Here is a 19,427-nt window from a genome sequence, read left to right as displayed (position 1 = left end):
GGTTGTTGTGCGCAGCCCTCAAATGCAGCGCATATTTAGGTAACAATCGGGTAAACCCCCACTTTCGTAGGTTTTAGTTTGTGAGGAGTCTCAGCATGTTCGCTGCCGCCATCTCGCTCGTCGGTCTTGCGGCGACCGTCTACCTTGTCTTGCGCGAGGCCAAGGCCATTCGCGCTCAGTCGGGCACCGTTGCCAAAAGCGCTCTTGGGTGGAGCGTCGTCTTCGGCCTGTTCCAGGTCTTTTTGACTATTTGGGGCGCCGTGGGCCTCGTCGCTCAAAACGAGCCGCTCGCCTTTGTGATGCTCATCCTGACCAACGCCATCCTCACCGGTTGCGCTTGGGCCAGCATCGCACGCGACCGCATCGCCCCGCGCGTCTTTGCGTTCGCCGCGCCCGACGCCCCCGCCCCCACCGGCAAGCTCGCCCGTCTGCGCGGCGCCTTTGTGGGCAAGCCACTCGTCGCCGCCGTGCTGTGCCTGCTGCTCGCCGGCGTCTTTGCGCTGTTGGGCATGGAGGTCTCGTCCAACCACGACTTTACCTGGGTCTACCCCCTGTGCATCCTGCTCGAGTGGGCCATCATCACCGTGCTCATGACCGGCTTGTTCTTCCTATTCCAGCGCCACGGCGCAGCTCCCGCGGTCCTGGCCTTTGCCCTCTTTGTCCTGGGCATTGCCGAGTTCTTCGTTATCACGTTTAAATCCATGCCCATCCAGCCGGGCGACCTTTCGGCCATCTCCACCGCCGCCGCGGTCGCCGGCAACGGCTATACCTTCTCGATCTCGCTGTTCTGTGTGCTGTCCATGGGCTTTACCGCCATCGCCATGCTGCTATGCGAGTACGCCGGCCTGGTGGCGCCGCACCGTCAGAAGGGTGCCGCCAACGCCAAGCGCATGCTGCTCACCAACCTGCTCGTCGCCGTACTGTGCCTGGGCGGCGTGACCGCGCATGTCACCCTCATCGACTACTACAACACCCTCGGCATCACCGTCTACACCTGGCGCCCGCTCGAGAGCTACTGGCGCGAGGGCTACCTGCCTGCCTTTATTAGTGCGGCGCAGTCTATCAAGCCGCCCAAACCCGCCGACTACTCCGTCGACGATGCCAAGGCCACGCTCAAAAAGTACGCCAAGGCCTACGACAAGTCCGACGCGGCCAAGAGCGACGAGCGCGCCGCCGCAAAGGAGCAGTTCGACAGCGAGAAGCCCACGGTCATCGCCATCATGAACGAGACCTTCTCGGATCTGTCGATCTACCAGAACATGCGCGCCGGCTACGAGGGCCCGCAGTACTTTAAGAGCCTGTCCAACTGCCTCAGCCGCGGCAAGCTCTACGTGAGCGCCTACGGCGGCGGTACCGCCAATACCGAGTTTGAGTTTATGACCGGCAACTCCATGGCCAACCTGGGCTCGGGCGTGTACCCCTACACCATCTACAACATGGAAACGACCGGTAATCTGGCAGAGCAGTTCAAATCGCTCGGCTATTCCACCACGGCCATGCACCCCAACCACGCGACCAACTGGAACCGCGAGAACGTCTACAAGGACTTTGGCTTTGACCAGTTCCTGTCCATCAACGACTTCCAGGGAGCCGACACCCTGCGCGACATGGTGACCGACCAGGCTACCTACGACAAGATTCTTGAGCTGCTCGATCAGAACGCCGATCCGCAGTTTATCTTCGACGTGACCATGCAGAACCACTCGGGCTACGATACGGGCCTGCTGCCGGCAGATAAGCAGATGCACCTCAACATCGACACGACCGATCTGGACGCCAAGACCATCGAGGACGGCACGCTGTCCGATGTCGACGAGTACGTCTCGTGCATCGAGCAGTCCGACCAGGCGCTGCGCTACTTCCTCAATGCCTTGAGCAAGCTCGATCGCAAGGTGGTCGTGGTGTTCTGGGGCGACCATCAGCCGTTCTTCCCGTCCAAGTTCAACGATAAGTGGTTTACCGGCGAGGACGACGCTACGCATCAGGAGCGCCTGTGGCAGACCGACTACATCATCTGGGCCAACTACGACGTTGCCGGCTGCGACCAGACGAGCGAGGTCGACGACCTGTCCACCAACTACCTGTCCACCCAGCTGATGCAGCTGATCGGCGCTCCTCTCTCCGACTACCAGAAAGCGCACATGACGCTGCGTAAGTCGCTGCCCGCCATCAACTCGGTGGGCTACGAGGACGCCAGCCTGCGCTGGGCGCTCTCCTCCAACGTCACCGGTGACGACGCCGCCGCCGCTGCCGCAACCAAGGCGCGCGAGGATTACGCCAAGATGCAATACTACGAGATGTTCCGCGACGGCAAGAACGTGTACACCGAGCACTTCCAGACCGAGGCCAACGAGACCGACCCCAACCTGGCGCCGGGCACGACCAAGATCAAGTAGCGGCGCGTCTTAACTGGTTCGTCTGCCCGGCGGCGCGGAATGTAAGGTTCCCTGCTCGGACAGTCCTGCTCGCACGGAGAGCACATTAAGTGCTCTCCGGCTCGTGCGGAACTCGCGATGAACCTTACATTCCGCGTCGCCGGGCAGACGCCTCGGTGTTGAAACGCGGCTTGTCATGGGGGCACCCGCAACATATATAAATTGAAGGCCACATTAAGTGGCCTTCTTTGTATTCGGAAAGTGTGTCCCGGAATCTGCCTTCGGAATGGGACGCAGTTTCCGCTTGAGGGCCTGTTGGGAAAGCGCATCCCACTTCAAGAGTAAATTCCGGGTCGCACTTTCCGCTAAGGCTCTCAACCGGAAAGTGCATCCCATTCCAAGCCTTAATTCCGGGACATAGTTTCCGGACAAGACATCAACCGGAAAGTGGGGACCACTCTGATCGCCGATTCTGGGACACACTTTCCGAAACCCCGCCCATCCGGAAAGCCCGTCCCGCTCTGAATACATCCGGGCATGGAATATCCGCTTATTAGGCCTTCCGTCAATAAAGGGGCGCCCTCCCGAGCGGCGGGCTCGAAGTTCATCGCGAGTTCCGCACGCAAAGAAGGCCACTTAATGTGGCCTTCGTCTTGCGCAGGACTGTAGAGCAGGGAACTTCGTGCCCGCCGCCCGGGAGGGCGTTGCGTTTAGAAGATGAACCTAGCGCTTATCCCTCCGGGACAAAAGAAGTGCGGCTATAAATGCGATGATTGCAAGTGTCAGCAACACCAAAAGCAACGTGAGCGTGTTGTCGCCTGTTGCCGCCAGACCAAGCAAGCCGGGCTTCTTGCTGCCAGCAGGTTGTACGGGGATCTTCTCGCCATCGTCCTCGGCGGTGATTTCCCAGCGAATGGTCTTGTTTGCGTCGGCAACCTCGTTGCCCACCGACGTCGGGACACTTAGTTGCAAATTGAGCACCGTGCTGCCATCGTTCGTAAACGTTGCGACCTGCGTGGGATAGGCGAACACACTGCCCGGCGTTCCCGTCTGGAGCCAACCGGCAGACGCATCGCCCGCCGACGCCGTTAGAGTAATGGGCGACAGCAGGCGTGCCGTCTCGTGATCGACAACGGCACGCACAAACACGCGCACCTGGGACTTTACGCCCGTGGCACGAATCTCTATCTGCTGATCACGCACATCGCCAGGCATCAGATCTTTAAAGGCCAAAAACAGATCGGGCTCCCCCGAGGAGTCCGTCGCCCCCGAGACCGTCAGCTGACGCGCATTTCCGTCATAGGCAATCGCGGGAGTATCGGCAAACGCACGGGCGGGAACAGCGAGCGCGACCACGCAGAAAATGGCCGCGACCATGCAACGCAAGGAGCGCGCAACACCTTTACGAATCGGGAACGCCATACTTACGCACCTCCATGCGGCGGCACCAGCACGTCATTCTCGACCGAGCAACCCCATGCGTCGCGCACGGCCTCATCGGGCGTCGCCTGGACCGCCTGAGTGGAGATATCCACGACAAGATTGCGACCTTCGGTTGCCTTGAGCTCGGTAACCCTATTAATGAGCACGCCGGTTTCCGCGCCGGGAGCGACGGGCGACGTCCAGTAATAGAACCCGTCGCTCGCCTTAACCCAGTTATAAGCCGAGTTCGCGCCCGAGGCATCAGCCACGCTCCACGCAATCTCGTAATCCGCCTCACCCTTCGGCTCCTCCTTCGGCTCATCCCACAGGCGTGCGCCATCCTGGTCCTGCCAGTAGATATCCACTGCAGCACGAATATAGGCGGGCGCAGTACCCGTGTTCTTCGCCTTGACATCGCTTTTCACTTTGCCGTTGAGCGTTTCCTGAACCGATGGCGTCACCGACCCGATGCCGAACTGGTTGACCAGCACGCCCGTAACCGAAAGCCAGGCCAACGTGCCTGCCGTACCGGCCAGGAGGATAACCCCCACCAGCAAGGCGATGATGCGCTTGCGCTTGGACATGCTAATCCTCCTTCTTTGCTACGTTGCCGTTGCTCCAAACGTTATGGGCACGATTGCTGCCGTCGATCCATTTGTCGTTCACACGCGTGTTCGTGCAGGTGAACGTGGCATCGTTCGCGCTCGATGCAGCGGAGATAGTCGCCTGCGCCTTATCGCCCGGCTGCTTGCCAGGGACGCCGATTTGGTTGCTGTAGCGCCATGCCCACGCTGAGTCCTCCTCGACGGTGTAGATACCCGCCGGGACCGCAAGCTCGATAGCGCCGGAGTACCAGGCGGAACCGTCCTTTAGCTGCGCATCCGATGACACCGTTACCTCAACCGTGCGCTCCTCCAAGGCGTTGCCGTCCATGCCGGCCCGGGAAACCTTGAAGCGGAACGTCTTGCCCTTCGCCCAGCTATCCTGGGTTTGCTTGACGATCTTGAGCGTATGCGTAGCGGCGAAATCGAACACCGCATTGCCATCGCTCTGAGTGCCGTCGCCCGTGAGCTTGTAGTCCAAACGATTCGTCAGCTCAAACGAGCCCTCGCCTGAACCCGAACTGTAAAGCGAGACATACTTCCCGTTGACAGGCGCAGGAGTCTGGCCAGGAAGACCATAGCCCACGCGGTCAACGTGCACCGTCAGTTGCGTGCCCATGAAGGGCTTTGCAAAGCAAGCCTTGAACGGCGCCTTATCGCTCTTGTCATCTATCGTGTTCGCGGCATTGGGATCAAGCAACCACTTGAGCTGCCCGGTCACATTCTTAGGGCTCGCATCGTCCGATGTGTCGTTAGCGACGACCTTATACGTCACCGGATACAAATCCATGTTGGCTGTAACCGGTTTACCCTTGAAGTCGCTCCACGCCACAGCTTTGTCGCCATTAACCCACTGCCACTCCAAGAACAACTCCTTCAAGCTGCTATCCGCTCGCTCGCCCAGGAATGCGACGATTGCGGAGTAGGCTTCGGGATCGTAGGCCACTTCCTTTGGCTCCATGACGGGTTCACCCTTGTCGTCATAGACCGGGTTGCCGCTCTCGTCCATCTTGGGCACCTTAACTGTCTGAACAAAGCCGGCATTGCCATCCTGGCCACGCAGAACACTCGTATCGTTCGGGTCTACCGTAGCGGTGTAGATGACGTTGCCTTCGGTGTCGTGATAGCGCACTTTAAGCGGCGTCTTCTTGTACACCGCAGTGTAGGTCACGCTCTCAAAGGGCTCGCTGCCCTCGAGGGGATACTTCTCATCGTCAGTCATCAGGGTGTACTGCCCGTCATTGACATAATCGCGCGACCAGCCGACAAAGTCGTACTTGGTGCCGTCAGTGCCCTCAACCTCCTCGGCGGCCTTGACCTCAAGAGAAATCTGGTCGCCGGAATCAGTGCGGCCGAGGCTACGGACAAGATCGGGATTCGCAAGTTTAGAGTCAATGTTCGATTGAACGGTAACCAGGCTGGGACGGTAGACCGGGTACAGCTCCATGGGGGCCTTGACCACGGTAGAAGCACTCACCATACGGATGCCCTCTGACCAAGCGACATAGCCCTTGCCAGGTGCCGGCTCGGCTTCCGTCCAGCCCACGAAGACGTTGAACTTGCCTGTATCCGCATCGATAGTGCTGACGTCATAAGTAGGCTTCGGGATGCCGCCATTAAGGTTGCCGAGCATATCGTCTTGCTGAGCAACTTTGCCGTCCACATCCGTGGCATTGAGGTGGTACACAACCGCCAACGGCGAATAGTACGCCACGAATGTATAGGCTCCGCCAGGTTCCACCGGATAAGAGCAAGTACCATGCTCCACATCGTAGGGAAGCGTCTTGATCTCGCCGTTCGGAAGCTCGATCTCAACCTTCTGCAACTTATACAGCTCACCGCCTGCTTTATAAACCGGCGTCGTAACGTCAGGGGTCACCGTTGCCGTAGCAGGATTGGTGTCCGCGTTGATAACGGGAGCGATGTTGTAGCTAGGCACATTGACCTTGTCCGTACCCTCAAAACCTGCGCGATGCAGGTTGGTGGTGTAGCTGACGTCGTACTTTGCGTAGACGGGATAGGCATCCTGCCACTGGGTGACCTTGGACTCGTCGGTCGCCAGATACGGCTCTGCCTTATCCGGATCACTCGTCACATAGGAGTCGCCGGCGACGTCGTAGATATACTTCCAGACGTCAGAATCCTTCTGAACCTCGGCGGTCGAAATCCAGCCCAGGAACTTATAGCCCGGCACGGCCATGTCGGCATCGGTCGGGGAAGCTTCGAGGGTCAGGGGGCTCTCATACGATCCCTTCTCACCATCTTCTGGCTTTTCGGCCACTTTAACCGACTTATTAACATGCGGGTAGTAATACGTGAACGTCGGATCCGCCCCGTTCACCTTGGTCTGCAGCAAGTTACTCTCATAGCGCCGCGTGGCAGTCCTCACGACATTATCGCCCTTGTTGTAGAAATTAACGTCCGTGGTAATCATCGCGCGAACGTAGTACTTCTTATCTGTACGCACCATGCTCTCGATGGGATTTTTCACATATGTCCAATATTCACCATCGCGCTCAAGCGTCCAGAAATTCAGGCGATAGCGATCATTCACCGGTTTGACCGTTACGTTCAGCGAAGCCGAAGTCCAAGTATCGCTTAGCGTTGCAGCGCCTGGAAAATCGGTATCGGCATAGAGGTTTTTTAGAGTATCGGCTCCCGTATCGTTTTTAACGTTGTGCGAGTACGCGTTAAGGGGACTCACGACAAGGGTTTCCTTCGTGAAGCGCGTGCCACACGTTTCATAACTATCCTTTATACCGTGGTCAACATGCTCCGGGCCCCAGTGGACGACGTTTTCACGCACGAAGGTACTACCGACGTTTTCCTCAAAGGGCGTTTGATAGCGATTCCAAACGGAACAAAGTAGCTTGCTGTCCGTAAACTCATGGTTGGTATAAGCCCGAACGTAATAATCCACTCGGTACTCAAAGCGGGCGATGTAGGTATGCGGCGCGGTTAAATCGACATCGGCGGGGAGCGTATAGCTGGGGTCGCGGCTTACGCGCACCTCGAGCGGGGCATCCTCGGTTCCCTTGTTTTCATACCAACCCAGGAAACGATAGCCGTCGGGCAGCTGGCCCTCCTCGGATATAGCTTTACCGGATACGTCGAGCACCTGTACGGTATACGCGCTTGTGCCATCTTCTGCAGTCTCAACCTTAACGTCAGTTTTGCCCACACCGTCGCGCCGAGTCTGATCGTCGGTTGCATCCTGCTCATTGCCCTCAAACACCGTCATGATGTTCGACACATAGTCGGTGTACACCGGATAAAAATCGGTAGGGCCAAGCACAGTGATCTCGGTGCCGGCAGGATAGAACGCACCGGCGTTTTTTAGCTCGGCAAGCTCAGGCGAGGTAATGGCCGCATAGCCGTCATGCATCCCTTCCTCGCCGCTCGGCTTCGTCGTCCAACCAATAAAGGTGGCGCTGGCAGATAGAGCGCCGCGGTCCACAGGAGCAGCCGGCGTTAGACCGACACCATAGCGATACCAATCCGTCGACTTGTCATGCGCAGCGCCGCTCTGCCACGCGAGTGTCTCGCCCTTGACGTTATAGAACAGCACCTGTGCCTCGTACGAAGCAATAAACAGGTCGTTGCCCTTAAAGGCCTCGGCCCCCTTCGCGTTATCGGCGGTATAGGTCGACGTCTTCTCGTGCACTTCATTCTTCTGGACCTGCTTGTCAGCAGCGACAGCAGCAGCATCGGTCTTGCCGTCAAACCAGCTGTTGTCTTGTCCAATTCGATTCACACGCACATCGGGCTCACGGAACCAGCCCATGAAGCGATAACCGCCGTTGGCATCGGTCAAGCCCTTGGGCTTTGCGGAGGTATCCTGCCTAAACGTCACCGATGTATCGCCCTGGGCCAAGCCCTGAGCCATTCCCGCCAGCACGGCGCTCACGGCAAAGGCATACGGGTCCGAGGTCGCCTGATCAATACCAAGTTTGGTTGCCTCGATGGTCGCGGTACCCGCACCGGGAAAATCGATCGTCGCCTTAACGCTCTGGCCATGCACGGGAATCTTCAGCTTGTAATCCATCGCCCACTCATTGGTGTGCTGGCCACCCAGGGCATCGTCGTTGTCGGTCGAGCGCATGGTGCCGGCACAAAAATCGTAGTCGTGCTCCTCCCACAGCTCACGCGTGGTGTAGCGCTCGTCGTCCCATGGACCATAGCTGTCGCCCTTGGTGGTACCGTCGCCGCCAAAAGAGGGGATCTTTTTCTTAGCCGCGGTACCCTGGCTGCTGCCTTTTAGGCTCACGCTCGGCTTAAAGTAGCACTCGGTGACCGTGGCATCATCCTTGTTGGCACGCGCGGCAATACCGCCCAGGTTCACATCGTTTTGAATGATGGGAATCACGGCGATGGGATTGTACTGACGCGAGCTCAAGTCACCCGCAAAATGGCTTCGAACGAGCTCGTTGCCCTTTTCGGTTAGAATACGACCCGCCAAGCCACCCGTCCACGCACGCGTCACGGCGACGACGCCCACATATGACGCGGCATAGCTGTAGCACTGCGCCGTCGAGAAGCAGTCGATAATCTTGGCCTCGCCCGCCATGCAGCCCACAAAACCCGAGGCGTACACGTTGTTGCCGCCCAGGGCGCCAATGGCCACGTCGTACTTATTGGTGACGTCGGTCATGCCAATCGAGCCATCGTCTTTGCGCGTAGGCGTAACGCGGCAGTACTCAATCGTCGAATTTGTAACGTAGCCGGCAAACGCCGCCATATACAGACCCTCACCGCCGAGCGCCTGCACGCCCGAGGTCGTGTTGTTAACGGCGCGGCCACCACGTACCTCGCAGTTATAGAGGGTACAGCCGTCGAGCTCGCCGGCGATGAGACCGCCCTCAAAGCCTGCGTTGGTAATGAGGTTGAGAGCATTGTTGGCGCAGGTCACGTGCAGCGTGCTCTCCATGACCATAACGTTTTCGAAACGCGTTTTGACGGCCTTGCCCACGATAATGCCACCGCGGAAGTCCGCCCACACGTTGGCGTCCTTGACCAGGAAGTTTTTGATGGTGGCGCCGTTGGTCTCGGCAAAAAATCCCGTATCGCGCTCGGGGTCAAAAGCGTCTTTATCGTAGTTCAGGCCCTCAACGGCGTGGTTTTGACCATCGAACACGCCCTTAAACGGATGCTCCTTGTTGCCAAACGACAGATGCTTAACGGTGTCTGCAACGATGGTTTTCATGTCGTCGCTGTCGAGCTCAATGTCGTTATCGAGATAAACGTGCCAGCCGGACGTATCGCGCTCGCGCGACAGCGCCACACACGACAAAAAGTCAGCCTCGTTTTTGATGTGGAATTCGATTTTGGCCTCGGGCACATCCTCGGCATGCACCACCGTTGGCAGCGCCATAACGCAGCAAAGGGCAATCGCTGCGACGGCAACCAGCCTGCTAAGCATACCCCGGTTCATATTCTTGATCTTCATAGGCTAGTTCGCCTCCGGCCAGCCCGCGACGTCAAGCACGTCGAGGACGGTATCGCTTGCCTGCTGGTTTTTGGCCTGCACGGCCTGAACATCGATATCGAGCCTGAATGAGCCGCCGCGCGCGGCATCGTGGTAGTCGCCCACAAAGCGCAGCGAGTCCATGAGGCTTTCCGTCATGGCGCCGGGGTCGAGCATGCCGCCACGCCCGGCCAATCCACGGTAGTAGTACCACCCATCGCCGCCGTCGATCCACGGGGACCCCTCGTCCGCGTTCACATGAAACGCAACGCTGCCCGAGGCATCCGCACTCGAACCGTCGGGTGCCATTGACGTCATGCGTAGACGAGCGCGAACGTACTCAGGCTGCGCGCCGGCGTTCTCCACGCGCACAATGCGGCTGATGTCAGAGCCACTGGCCTTGGTGTCGGGATAGTCCCCGTGCTCGTCGGCCTCAAACGGAATCTCTTCGCCTTGCTCGTTGAGGGTGTATTCGCAGACTCGTACCTTCACGCTGCCAAACGATAGGACGTTGTTCGCCGGAACCATATCAACGGTAAAAGCCAGCGTGCCGCACAGGCACGCCAGGGCCAACAGCGCCATCGCGGCAAGCGCCAAGGTGCGTTTCTGATTGTCGGAAAGATTGTTGAGCATTACGTTCGCCAATCGTCGATAAAAGGGGGACCGAGATCCCGGCCCGAATATAGGGGTGGGGGCGGGCCGAGATCTCAGTGGGGGGATTTTAAGCCTGAGCCTGAGTCTTAGCCCATTCCTTGGCCTGCTTAAGGGCATTCTGCGCGTCAGCATTTTCACCCTGCTCGGTGCCATTCTGGCCCGCGCCAAAGATGTAGGCAGAGACCGTCATCGTGGGAGCCTGTTTCGGGTCAGTAGTAGTCTCGACAACATCGGTGTTGTTCATGGCAGAGGGAATCGTCACGGCAGTGAAAAGCTCATCGGTATAAACGTCCTGCGCTGCTTTGTTGGCTTCGAGCTTTGCAGGCAGGTTCTCTGCGGCAGAGTTCTTGGAGTACATAAACAGACCGCTCACGTACTGGTTGCCAGAGTTGTCAGATTGGTTGGTCTTGACTTGACCCTCAACGGGCTTCCAATTCGTATTTTTGAGCGTAAAGTACGGGGTCTTTTCAAGGCTGGTGCCAGGCTTGACGATGGCATTCTTTACGTAAATGAATACGTATGCATCATCAGAGCCAGCCTTGATGCCGACATTGGGGTTCTTGGCCACAGTGGCGCCGGGAACGATCTTGGAGTTTTCGACCCACTTGGTCTCGAACAGGTAAGCACCGTTATTCTCTTCGGAGCCGGGCTTCTCGGGATCGGTCGGATCGGGCTTTTTGTCCGTAGGGCCAAAGCTACCCACCGTAAACACGTTCTCCAGCGACTGCGTAGCCGTCAGCCAGGCGTAGGTGCCCACGCCGGCGGCCAGCACCAGCAGCAGCAAGGCGGCAACGATGCCGTAGCGCTTTTTCTTCTTGTTTTCCATAGTTCTCTTCCTTTCCAGAATCGTCTTCCCCGACGGCAACCCCAACTGCCGCCGACACTTCTCCCTGCCGTTATGAACGCCGCTCCCTCGCATGCGCGCGGGCATGACTGCCCGCAGGCTCGTCAGAAACCATCCGATCGAGCACTATTGACGCCGCGACCAGCAGCGCCAGAACGGCCACCACAACGAGCAAACCGGGCATCGTCGTGCAATATGCGTTAACGAAGCCCAGGTAAGGGACACAAAAAGAAACTACGCCGATCACGCGTGAAAAAGGCGTCTGCTCGGCATCGTGCATGATGCTTCCGTCTGCATTTTTGTTGGCAATTCCCTGCGTGCCGATCACCTGCGCCACAGGGTCGAGCTCGTACACCTGGTGCGTCACCACGGCGCCGTCTGATCGGTAAAAGGTTGCAGTGTCGCCCACGGCAATATCCGCCGGCTCAACCTGGCGAACAAACACCATGGAGCCGACGGGAAGCTCAGGTTCCATAGAACCCGAGAGCACAGCAAAGGGCATGCATCCAAATGCGCGAGGAACAAAAGAAACGACGGCAAGGGCTATGACGAACACGAGTGCTAGGCTACTCAGAAATGCAATAAATCGTTTAAGTCCACGCGCCGCCATATTGATTAATTCATCCCCATCGAGGCCTTATTCGATCCCTCCGGGAGGGGTTAACCACTTTCCCCAGACACCGGAAGCCACTTGAAAAGTGAGTTCGAAAAAGCCAATTTGATGTCTTTTCATAAAAATACCATAGCGATTTTCTACATTTTATCAATACTTTGACGACAAGCGGCACCAATTCTGGCGTAGACGGTCATTTGTAGTCAAATTAGTCTGCTTTATCCAATGCCTATGACTAACCCCCTACGCAAGTTCGCCATAGAGGGTTCGATATATTGCATTATCAAGAATATCGTACCCCCCCCCCCCCACATTAAATTTAAACTACTTTGAGTATCATTTATTTTTGACCCCCTATTGGAGCCCTATGGCAGTCTCATGCAGCTCTCAGCCCAGACCGCAACGCCACCTCGGCAAATTGCTCGGATGTAAATTGCTCTGGAAAGGCATCTGCCCGCACATGCGGATCCCGCTTGAGCACCACACAGGGCTGGTCGAGAATGTGTTGCCAGGCATGACGCATCCGTCGCTTGCCACGCCGCGTGCACCGTCAAGAAAAAAGCCTCGATACTTTCGAGGCTTTCACTCACATATTCATTTTGGGAAAACGACAGGGCTATTCGCCCAGCACGGCTTTTTTGGCAGCCTTGGCCATATTGTCGAGATCCTCCTTGGTGGGATGATCCTTTGCGGTAAACCAGTTGTCGAGCAGCATCTTATAGCGCGCGTTTTCGGGCTCTTGCTCAAGCATCGCCTCGTAGCGCTGCTTAACCGCGGGACCCATCTTGCCCTGGCACATGGCCCAGCCCACAAGCTCGGCATCTCCGGCCAAATTAGAAGACACGCGATCGATGATTTGCCTATAGTAGTCCTCGCTGGCACCAAAGCCGCAGGTGCCAAACAAGAAGACGCGCTTGCCGTGCAGGGCGGAGAGCAACGCCGCCACCGAAGACGAGCATGTACCCTTGTCGCACCAAAAGCCCACGAGCACCGTGTCGGCAGTGCAGGCGCCTTGAGCCTCGAGCGCAACCTGCTCCGGATCTGCGTCATCGCTCAGTGCGGCGGCGTGGACAAATTCAGCGCCCGCGGCCTGCAGGGCGCGCTTAATCGCCCCCGAAACCATCCTGGTATTACCGCTCTTGCTGTTGACCACCATAGAGCACGTCATAGTCACGTTGCCTCGTTTCCCCCGAAACTCGAGCCTTTAATGCAATTTGTTAGAAGCATATCTTAGTACTAACGCCGCAGATGTAAACCACCCGCCGTTGATCGGCACCCTTACTGGGCGAATTGGCTGCGGTAGAGCTCGGCGTAAAAGCCGCCTGCCGCGAGCAGTTCATCGTGCGTGCCGCGCTCGATAATCTCGCCATCGCGCATTACTAGGATGCAATCGGCGTTGCGAATCGTCGACAGGCGGTGTGCCACGACAAAGCTCGTGCGACCAGCCATGAGCTCGTCGAATGCCGCCTGCACCTGCAGCTCGGTACGCGTATCGATGCTCGACGTTGCCTCGTCCAGCAGCAAGATAGCCGGATCGGTAAGCATGACGCGCGCGATGCACAGCAGCTGTTTTTGACCCTGGCTAAACGTGCCGCCGTCCTCGCCGATCACCGTATCGTAGCCGCCTGGCAGCTGCACGATAAACTTGTGCGCATGAGCGCGCTTGGCGGCTTCAATAACCTGCTCGCGCGTGGCTCCCGGGCAACCGTAAGCGATGTTGTCCGCCACCGTGCCCTCGAACAGCCAGGTGTCCTGCAGCACCATGCCAAAGGCGCGGCGCAGGCTCGCACGCGTGTAGTCACGCGAGGAGCGACCATCGACCGCGATGCGCCCAGCATCGATATCGTAAAAGCGCAGCAGCAGGTTGATGAGCGTCGTCTTGCCACAGCCCGTGGGACCGACGAGGGCATAGCGCATACCGGGCTTGGCATCGATGCAGATATCCTGCAGCAGTTTGCGGTCGGGCATATAGCTAAAGTCCACATGCTCAAACGAAACCTCGCCCTTCGGTGCGGTGAGCTCAATGGCATCCACAGCGTCGGGCTCCTGCTCGCGCGCATCGAGCAACGCGAACATGCGGCGCGCCGAGGCGTACGCGGTCTGGATCTGCGTAATGACGTTGGTAACCTCGTTGAACGGCTTAGTGTACTGGTTGGCGTAGGACAGGAAGATCTGCACGCCGCCCACCGTGAGCGCTGCGGGCATGCCCGTGATCACGCCCGCACAGCCGATCACGGCGACCACGGCGTAGATGATGTTGTTGATAAAGCGCGTACCGGGGTTGGAGAGTGAACCCATAAACTGCGCGCGCTCGCCCGCCGTATAGAGCTCGGCGTTGAGGGCATCAAAGCGCGCTTGGGCGTGCGGGCCGTAGGCGAAGGCGTCCACGAGCTTTTGCTCACCCACATACTCCTCGATATGACCGCCGAGTTGGCCCTGGATGCGCTGTTGAGCAGTAAAGCTCTTATTGGAAAGCTTGGCGATGGCACCGGCCGCAAAGATGGAAAGCGGCGTGACGAGCACCACCACAAGCGTCATGGTCAGGTTGATGGAGAGCATAAACGCGAGCGTGCCCACGATGGTGATGACGCCGGTAAAGAGCTGCGTAAAGCCCTGCAGCAGGCCGTCACCCACCTGATCGACGTCATTGACCACGCGGCTCATGAGGTCGCCGTGGGCATGGCTGTCGATAAAGCTGAGCGGCATGCGGCCGAGCTTGTCGCTCGCCTCCACGCGCATGTCGCGCACCGTCTCGTAGGACAGACGGTTGACGCAGTAGCCCTGCAGCCACTGAAAGGCCGCCGCGCCCACCACGACAATCGCGAGCTTGGTAACAAGCGGCAGCAGCGCGTCAAAGTCCACATGCCCGGCGGCAACGATGAGGTCGATGCCCTCGCCGATGAGAATAGGTGTGTAGAGCTGCAAGATCACCGAGATGGCGGCGCTCACAAACGACGCCGTAAACGAAATGCGATGCGGGCGAACATAGCCTAGCAGGCGGCGAGTTACCGCGCCCACGGGATAGCGCTCGGGGTCGCCGGGCTGACGCGGGCCGTCACCCAAGTCGCTGAGGCTATCGTTGCCGGACACGTTGGCCGTCATCGTGGCGACCGAACCGGAAGAAGTATACGGATTCATTTAGCAGCCCTCCTTTGCGCAAGTGGACGCCGGGGCAGCCGGGGCTAACGCGGGGCTTGGGACGGACGCGGGCGTCGCGCTCCCCTGCTGACCCTCGAGCTCCTCGCGACGAAGCTGCGACTGGCAAATCTCGCGATAGAGTTGGCAGTTTGTGTACAGCTCGTCGTGCGTACCCAGGCCCGCAACCGAACCGTGGTCGAGTACGCAGATCATGTCGGCGTCGCGCACGGTCGAGACGCGCTGGCTCACGATGACGGTCGTCAGCGGCAGCCCGCCCTCGGCGGCACCGCGCACGCTGCGCTCGCGAATGGCATGGCGAAGCGCCGCGTCGGTCTTAAAATCGAGCGCCGAGGCGGAGTCATCCATAATCAGGATCTGCGGCGCACCCACCAGGGCACGCGCAATGGTCAGGCGCTGACGCTGGCCACCGCTGAAGTTCTTACCGCCCGCCTCGACCGGGGCGTCGAGCCCCTGGGGCTTGTTGCGCACGAACTCGCTGGCCTGCGCCATATCGAGCGCCGCCCAAAGCTCCTCGTCGGTTGCCGCCTCGTCGCGCCAGGTCAGGTTGCTACGGATCGTGCCGCTCACCAGCGACGCACGCTGCGGAACAGTCGCAACCACATGGCGCAGCTGGTCGAGCGGCCAAGCGCGCACGTCGGCACCCATCACGTACACGCCGCCCGCGCCCACATCGTACAGGCGCGGGATAAGCGAGACGAGCGTGGACTTACCGCTGCCTGTACCGCCGATAATGCCGAGTGTCTTGCCCAGCGGGAGCTCCAGGGTCACATCGTTGACGGCGTTGGCAGCGCCGGCGCCAAACGAAAAGCTCGCATGGTCAAAGCTCAGCGCAGGGACCGGAACATTGCCACCCGCCAGTTCGCTCGGCTCGGGAAGCGCGACCGGCTGGTTGTCCTCGTCGGTGATGCTCGGCACGCAATTGAGCACCTCGTTGATACGCGACGCACTGGCGCTCGCCTTGGTAAAGACCACGACCAGGTTGGCGACGTACACGATGGAGGTGAGGGTCTGCGTCATGTAGTTCACAAACGCCATGACCTGGCCCTGCGTAAGCTCGCCCACGTTGACCTGAACGCCGCCCACCCACAGGATGGCGCACACGCCCAGGTTCATCACCAAAAACGTGACGGGATTAAGGATTGACGAGAGCTTGCCCACCGCGATGGCGGTATGAGCCTGGTCGTCGGCGGCTTGGGCAAAGCGCTCGCGCTCATGACCTTCGCGTACAAAGGCGCGAACCACGCGGGCGCCCGAAAGGCCCTCGCGGCAGATAAGCGCGATGCGGTCGAGCTTTGCCTGCAGCTGCCTGTAGTACGGAATGCAGCGCGCCATGACAAACCAAAACACCAAACCGATGGCGGGCGTACAGATCAAGAAGATCACGCCGAGCTTAAGGTCGATGGCGAGGGCCGCGCACATGGAGCCCACCGCCAAGAAGGGCCAGCGGATGAGCATGCGCACGCCCAGTGCCACAGCGAGCTGCACTTGGTTGACGTCGTTGGTGATGCGCGTGATGAGCGACGGCGTGCCAAAGCGATCGAGTTCGGCATAGCTCAGCTTGTTGATGTGCTCGTAGAGCGCGCCGCGAATGTCGGTGCCCATGCCCTGCGAGGTCAGTGCCGCCATCTTTTGGCAGACAAGCGTAAACGAGATGCCGATCACGGCCATGGCGGCAAGCACCATGCCGTAGTGGATAACGGCGTTCACGTCGTGCGCCCCAATGCCCTTGTCGATCATCTGGGCAATCACCAGCGGCGTCAGCAGGTCAAAGATCACTTCGATCAGCTTGCACGCAGGACCAATCACCATATACCGGCGAAACTTACCACCAAAACGCCTGAGCAGCTCAATCATAAATAGGCGCTCCCTATCATCATCTCTATTCAATCTGATTCATGATAGTACGGAGAGCCCTGGAGATGCGTAAGCAACTCGTTACAGATGTTAAGGCGAAGCAAGCACGAAGGCCACCAGTGCCCAAGGCATGTATCCGCCGCTATTTTGGCAAAGCCAGCGAGCGCCGCAAAGCACGAGATTCAATTCTTCAGATAAATGCGCCCTCTACGGGTGATTTTTGGACGAAGTGGTCCCGGTGCCGGCGGGCTGTTTGGTAGTCGAGCGATCCCGCAGGCAAAGCCGAGGACCAGCGAGACACCAAACAGCCCGCCGGCACCGGGACCGCATCGCGGCACCAAAAAACGCCCGTGCGCTCGATGGATTCGGATGCCCGACAGAGGCTCCTTATGGCTGCTTCCTTCCGGACCTGACCAGATTCGGAACATGTCGTCATCCGAACCCATCGAACGCGCTAGGCGCTCGATATATATTACCTGCTCCCGTCCAGCAGAGCAAGATGCCCCGCGGTCAAAGGGAAAACCACATGAGTGCACGGCAGCAAAAAGGCGCGGTCGCAAGTATGCGACCGCGCCCCATCAGTTGCTTCGCAGGGAACATTCAAGCGTTGCGTAAGCGCTGGGAAGCGAAACGTCGTTCGGCGTCAACGCCGTTAGTGATTACGGCGCTTAAGGATAATGCCGGCAACACAAACGGCTGCACCGGCTACGACCAGCCCAATGACGGGCAGAATTGAGAAGGTATCACCCGTCATCGGCATGGTGCCCTTCTCGCCCTTCGTCGTCTTGACGGGCTTCTTATCGCTCGGCTTAGTGGGTTTAACCTCGGGCTCGGGCTTAGGCTCGGGAGCAGCAACCGTGTAGGTAACCGTCGGAACCGGGAACTCATACGCATCGCCGCGCATGCCGTTGCCGTCAATGGGCTGCAGGATTGCGCTCTCGTTGACCTTAAGAGTGTGAGTACCGGGCTCGGTAGGCACGTTAACCAAGCGCTCGCTATACTCGAGCACGACAGGTTTGCTCGGAGATGCAGCCTCGTTCAGCGTAAGCTTGAGCACCTCCTGATCGCCATTCACGTAGTCCAAGGTGAACCTATAGGAGCCGTTCGCGAGCTTGCCAAAGCCGTAGGCACCGTCGTCGATTTTCTCGGGGGCAAGCTTCTCGCCGTTGGCGGTCAGGCTGATCTTGGCGGGATCATTGACAAAGTCAAAGTCAGCGCCAATAAAGTCCTCGACCGTCGAGCCGGCGGCAATCTTGTCAACAAGCTTAGCCTTGATATCGGCAAAGTCGGTGTCGAGCTGACCATTGTTGGAATTCCTGGTGAGGTACTGCAGGAATACCTGGCCATCAAAGTCGGCGGCGTTCTTGTAGTAAACGTTCATGTCGTAGCCGGCGTTGACCATCGACTGGAAGGTATCATCCGTGCTCCAGAAGGCAACATCGATGTTGCAGGGAGCGGTAACATCGATGGGAATAGGATTCGTGGTTCCGGCATCGGCTGCCTCAGCGGTGTACTCGTAGTCGTACTGAGCCCAGTTTTTGTCGGAATTCTGGTACTGATCGCGATAGTAGGCGAGATACTCACCGAGCTTCTCGGGGCTCTTCATGGCCTGCGAAAAAATGAAGTTCGAGCCGTCAGAGAACTGCTTCCAGGCGTTATTGGTATGGTACTCGCGGGACTGCCACTCCCAGATGCCACCCATGAAGTTCTTGCCACCCTCAACTTTTCCAAACGACCTCGTATACGGGGTGGCGTAATCGCCATTCTTGCAGTAAAGGTAGGTTGCACCGTCGCTGATCAGGATGACGTGCTTGTTCTCGGCCTTAACGGCAGTGTCCGCGTCAAGAATGCTCTTGGCAGCAAGAAGGCCAGCGTCCATGTTGGTGCCGGAGCGAACGCTCGAATTCATTGCAGCAAGAATGTCATCATAACCCGTGACGACGTCGGTCAACTGCTGCTGGATGTTGCCCTTCTTGTTGAAGAGGACTACGCCGACCTTGATGTCCAGACCATCATCCTTGGCCTTCTGGCTAATCTGGCCCAGGAACTGCTTGGCTTGGTTGTAAATGTCCTTCTGCGCGGAAGCGCCCGACTTATCGAGCACAAACACAACGTCGGACGGCTCGGCCTCGCGCTTGCCCGGGAACGAAAGCGTGACCTTCGTCTCCAGATTCTCGTCGAGCTCGGTCGCCATCTTCTGATTCTGCTCCAACGTGGACGATTGTCCGGCGTCCCCTGCGGCATCGTCTGCGAATGACATGGTCGCCGGAGTGGCCATGCCTAACGTCAGCGCCAACACCACACCAACCGTAGCCGCGCGCTTAAGCGCACCTCCCAATCTGCGCATCCTAGCTCCTTTCATTCACTTCCCGTTTACAGACGGGTGGATACGAAACCAGTGATATGACAATAGTATAGACCGCAAAATGCCAGCGTCATT

Annotated in this window: 11 protein-coding genes and 1 other RNA gene; 1 reads left to right on the top strand and 11 read right to left on the bottom strand. The window is 58.5% G+C overall.

Annotated features, from left to right (window positions below):
- Window positions 1-95: 95 nt before the first annotated feature.
- Window positions 96-2,396 (top strand): LTA synthase family protein, encoded by a 2,301-nt coding sequence (locus FGQ67_RS05405; protein ID WP_138340491.1) that lies wholly within the window; start codon window positions 96-98, stop codon window positions 2,394-2,396.
- 702 nt (window positions 2,397-3,098) lie between these two features.
- Here the strand turns inward: FGQ67_RS05405 and FGQ67_RS05400 are convergent.
- The 11 genes from FGQ67_RS05400 to FGQ67_RS05350 form a co-directional block, all read right to left on the bottom strand.
- Window positions 3,099-3,797: a hypothetical protein gene (locus tag FGQ67_RS05400; protein ID WP_171025211.1), complete on the bottom strand. Its 699-nt coding sequence runs from the start codon at window positions 3,795-3,797 to the stop codon at window positions 3,099-3,101.
- Between the two features lie 2 nt (window positions 3,798-3,799).
- On the bottom strand, window positions 3,800-4,381 hold the full coding sequence (locus tag FGQ67_RS05395; protein ID WP_138340489.1) for a hypothetical protein: 582 nt from the start codon (window positions 4,379-4,381) through the stop codon (window positions 3,800-3,802).
- A 1-nt stretch (window position 4,382) separates the two neighbouring features.
- Window positions 4,383-9,845, bottom strand: coding sequence for a hypothetical protein (locus FGQ67_RS05390; protein WP_138340488.1), 5,463 nt, complete (start codon window positions 9,843-9,845; stop codon window positions 4,383-4,385).
- A 3-nt stretch (window positions 9,846-9,848) separates the two neighbouring features.
- A complete protein-coding gene (locus FGQ67_RS05385; RefSeq protein ID WP_138340487.1) occupies window positions 9,849-10,496 on the bottom strand; it encodes a hypothetical protein in 648 nt (215 codons plus the stop codon).
- Between the two features lie 88 nt (window positions 10,497-10,584).
- The gene (locus FGQ67_RS05380) at window positions 10,585-11,343 is read right to left on the bottom strand and encodes a SipW-dependent-type signal peptide-containing protein (protein WP_171025210.1); all 759 of its coding nucleotides are present in this window, start codon (window positions 11,341-11,343) and stop codon (window positions 10,585-10,587) included.
- Window positions 11,344-11,413: 70 nt separating this feature from the next.
- Window positions 11,414-11,971 carry a signal peptidase I gene (locus FGQ67_RS05375; protein ID WP_138340485.1) on the bottom strand — a complete coding sequence of 186 codons (558 nt, stop codon included), beginning with the start codon at window positions 11,969-11,971 and terminating at the stop codon, window positions 11,414-11,416.
- 619 nt (window positions 11,972-12,590) lie between these two features.
- Window positions 12,591-13,142 carry a flavodoxin family protein BilS gene (gene bilS / locus FGQ67_RS05370; protein WP_138340484.1) on the bottom strand — a complete coding sequence of 184 codons (552 nt, stop codon included), beginning with the start codon at window positions 13,140-13,142 and terminating at the stop codon, window positions 12,591-12,593.
- Window positions 13,143-13,252: 110 nt separating this feature from the next.
- Complete coding sequence (locus FGQ67_RS05365) at window positions 13,253-15,112, bottom strand: ABC transporter ATP-binding protein (protein ID WP_138340483.1); 1,860 nt, start codon at window positions 15,110-15,112, stop codon at window positions 13,253-13,255.
- Window positions 15,113-16,987 (bottom strand): ABC transporter ATP-binding protein, encoded by a 1,875-nt coding sequence (locus tag FGQ67_RS05360; protein ID WP_138340482.1) that lies wholly within the window; start codon window positions 16,985-16,987, stop codon window positions 15,113-15,115.
- Window positions 16,988-17,340: 353 nt separating this feature from the next.
- Window positions 17,341-17,436: signal recognition particle sRNA small type (gene ffs, locus FGQ67_RS05355), an RNA gene on the bottom strand.
- Between the two features lie 203 nt (window positions 17,437-17,639).
- Window positions 17,640-19,334, bottom strand: coding sequence for a vWA domain-containing protein (locus tag FGQ67_RS05350; RefSeq protein WP_212746008.1), 1,695 nt, complete (start codon window positions 19,332-19,334; stop codon window positions 17,640-17,642).
- Window positions 19,335-19,427 lie beyond the last annotated feature (93 nt).

The sequence above is a fragment of the Collinsella aerofaciens genome, from assembly GCF_005845035.1.
Taxonomy (GTDB): Bacteria; Actinomycetota; Coriobacteriia; order Coriobacteriales; family Coriobacteriaceae; genus Collinsella; species Collinsella aerofaciens_I.
The sequence above is the reverse complement of the archived record's forward strand: the minus strand, read 5'-3'. Positions and strand labels throughout refer to the sequence as shown.

What these genes read in the sequence shown, in the direction of transcription:
- bilS (WP_138340484.1), bottom strand. Translation starts at nt 13,142, where the DNA reads ATGACGTGCTCTATGGTGGTCAACAGCAAGAGCGGTAATACCAGGATG.
- FGQ67_RS05375 (WP_138340485.1), bottom strand. Translation starts at nt 11,971, where the DNA reads ATGGCGGCGCGTGGACTTAAACGATTTATTGCATTTCTGAGTAGCCTA.
- FGQ67_RS05385 (WP_138340487.1), bottom strand. Translation starts at nt 10,496, where the DNA reads ATGCTCAACAATCTTTCCGACAATCAGAAACGCACCTTGGCGCTTGCC.
- FGQ67_RS05395 (WP_138340489.1), bottom strand. Translation starts at nt 4,381, where the DNA reads ATGTCCAAGCGCAAGCGCATCATCGCCTTGCTGGTGGGGGTTATCCTC.
- FGQ67_RS05350 (WP_212746008.1), bottom strand. Translation starts at nt 19,334, where the DNA reads ATGCGCAGATTGGGAGGTGCGCTTAAGCGCGCGGCTACGGTTGGTGTG.
- FGQ67_RS05380 (WP_171025210.1), bottom strand. Translation starts at nt 11,343, where the DNA reads ATGGAAAACAAGAAGAAAAAGCGCTACGGCATCGTTGCCGCCTTGCTG.
- FGQ67_RS05390 (WP_138340488.1), bottom strand. Translation starts at nt 9,845, where the DNA reads ATGAAGATCAAGAATATGAACCGGGGTATGCTTAGCAGGCTGGTTGCC.
- FGQ67_RS05365 (WP_138340483.1), bottom strand. Translation starts at nt 15,112, where the DNA reads ATGAATCCGTATACTTCTTCCGGTTCGGTCGCCACGATGACGGCCAAC.
- FGQ67_RS05405 (WP_138340491.1), top strand. Translation starts at nt 96, where the DNA reads ATGTTCGCTGCCGCCATCTCGCTCGTCGGTCTTGCGGCGACCGTCTAC.
- FGQ67_RS05400 (WP_171025211.1), bottom strand. Translation starts at nt 3,797, where the DNA reads ATGGCGTTCCCGATTCGTAAAGGTGTTGCGCGCTCCTTGCGTTGCATG.
- FGQ67_RS05360 (WP_138340482.1), bottom strand. Translation starts at nt 16,987, where the DNA reads ATGATTGAGCTGCTCAGGCGTTTTGGTGGTAAGTTTCGCCGGTATATG.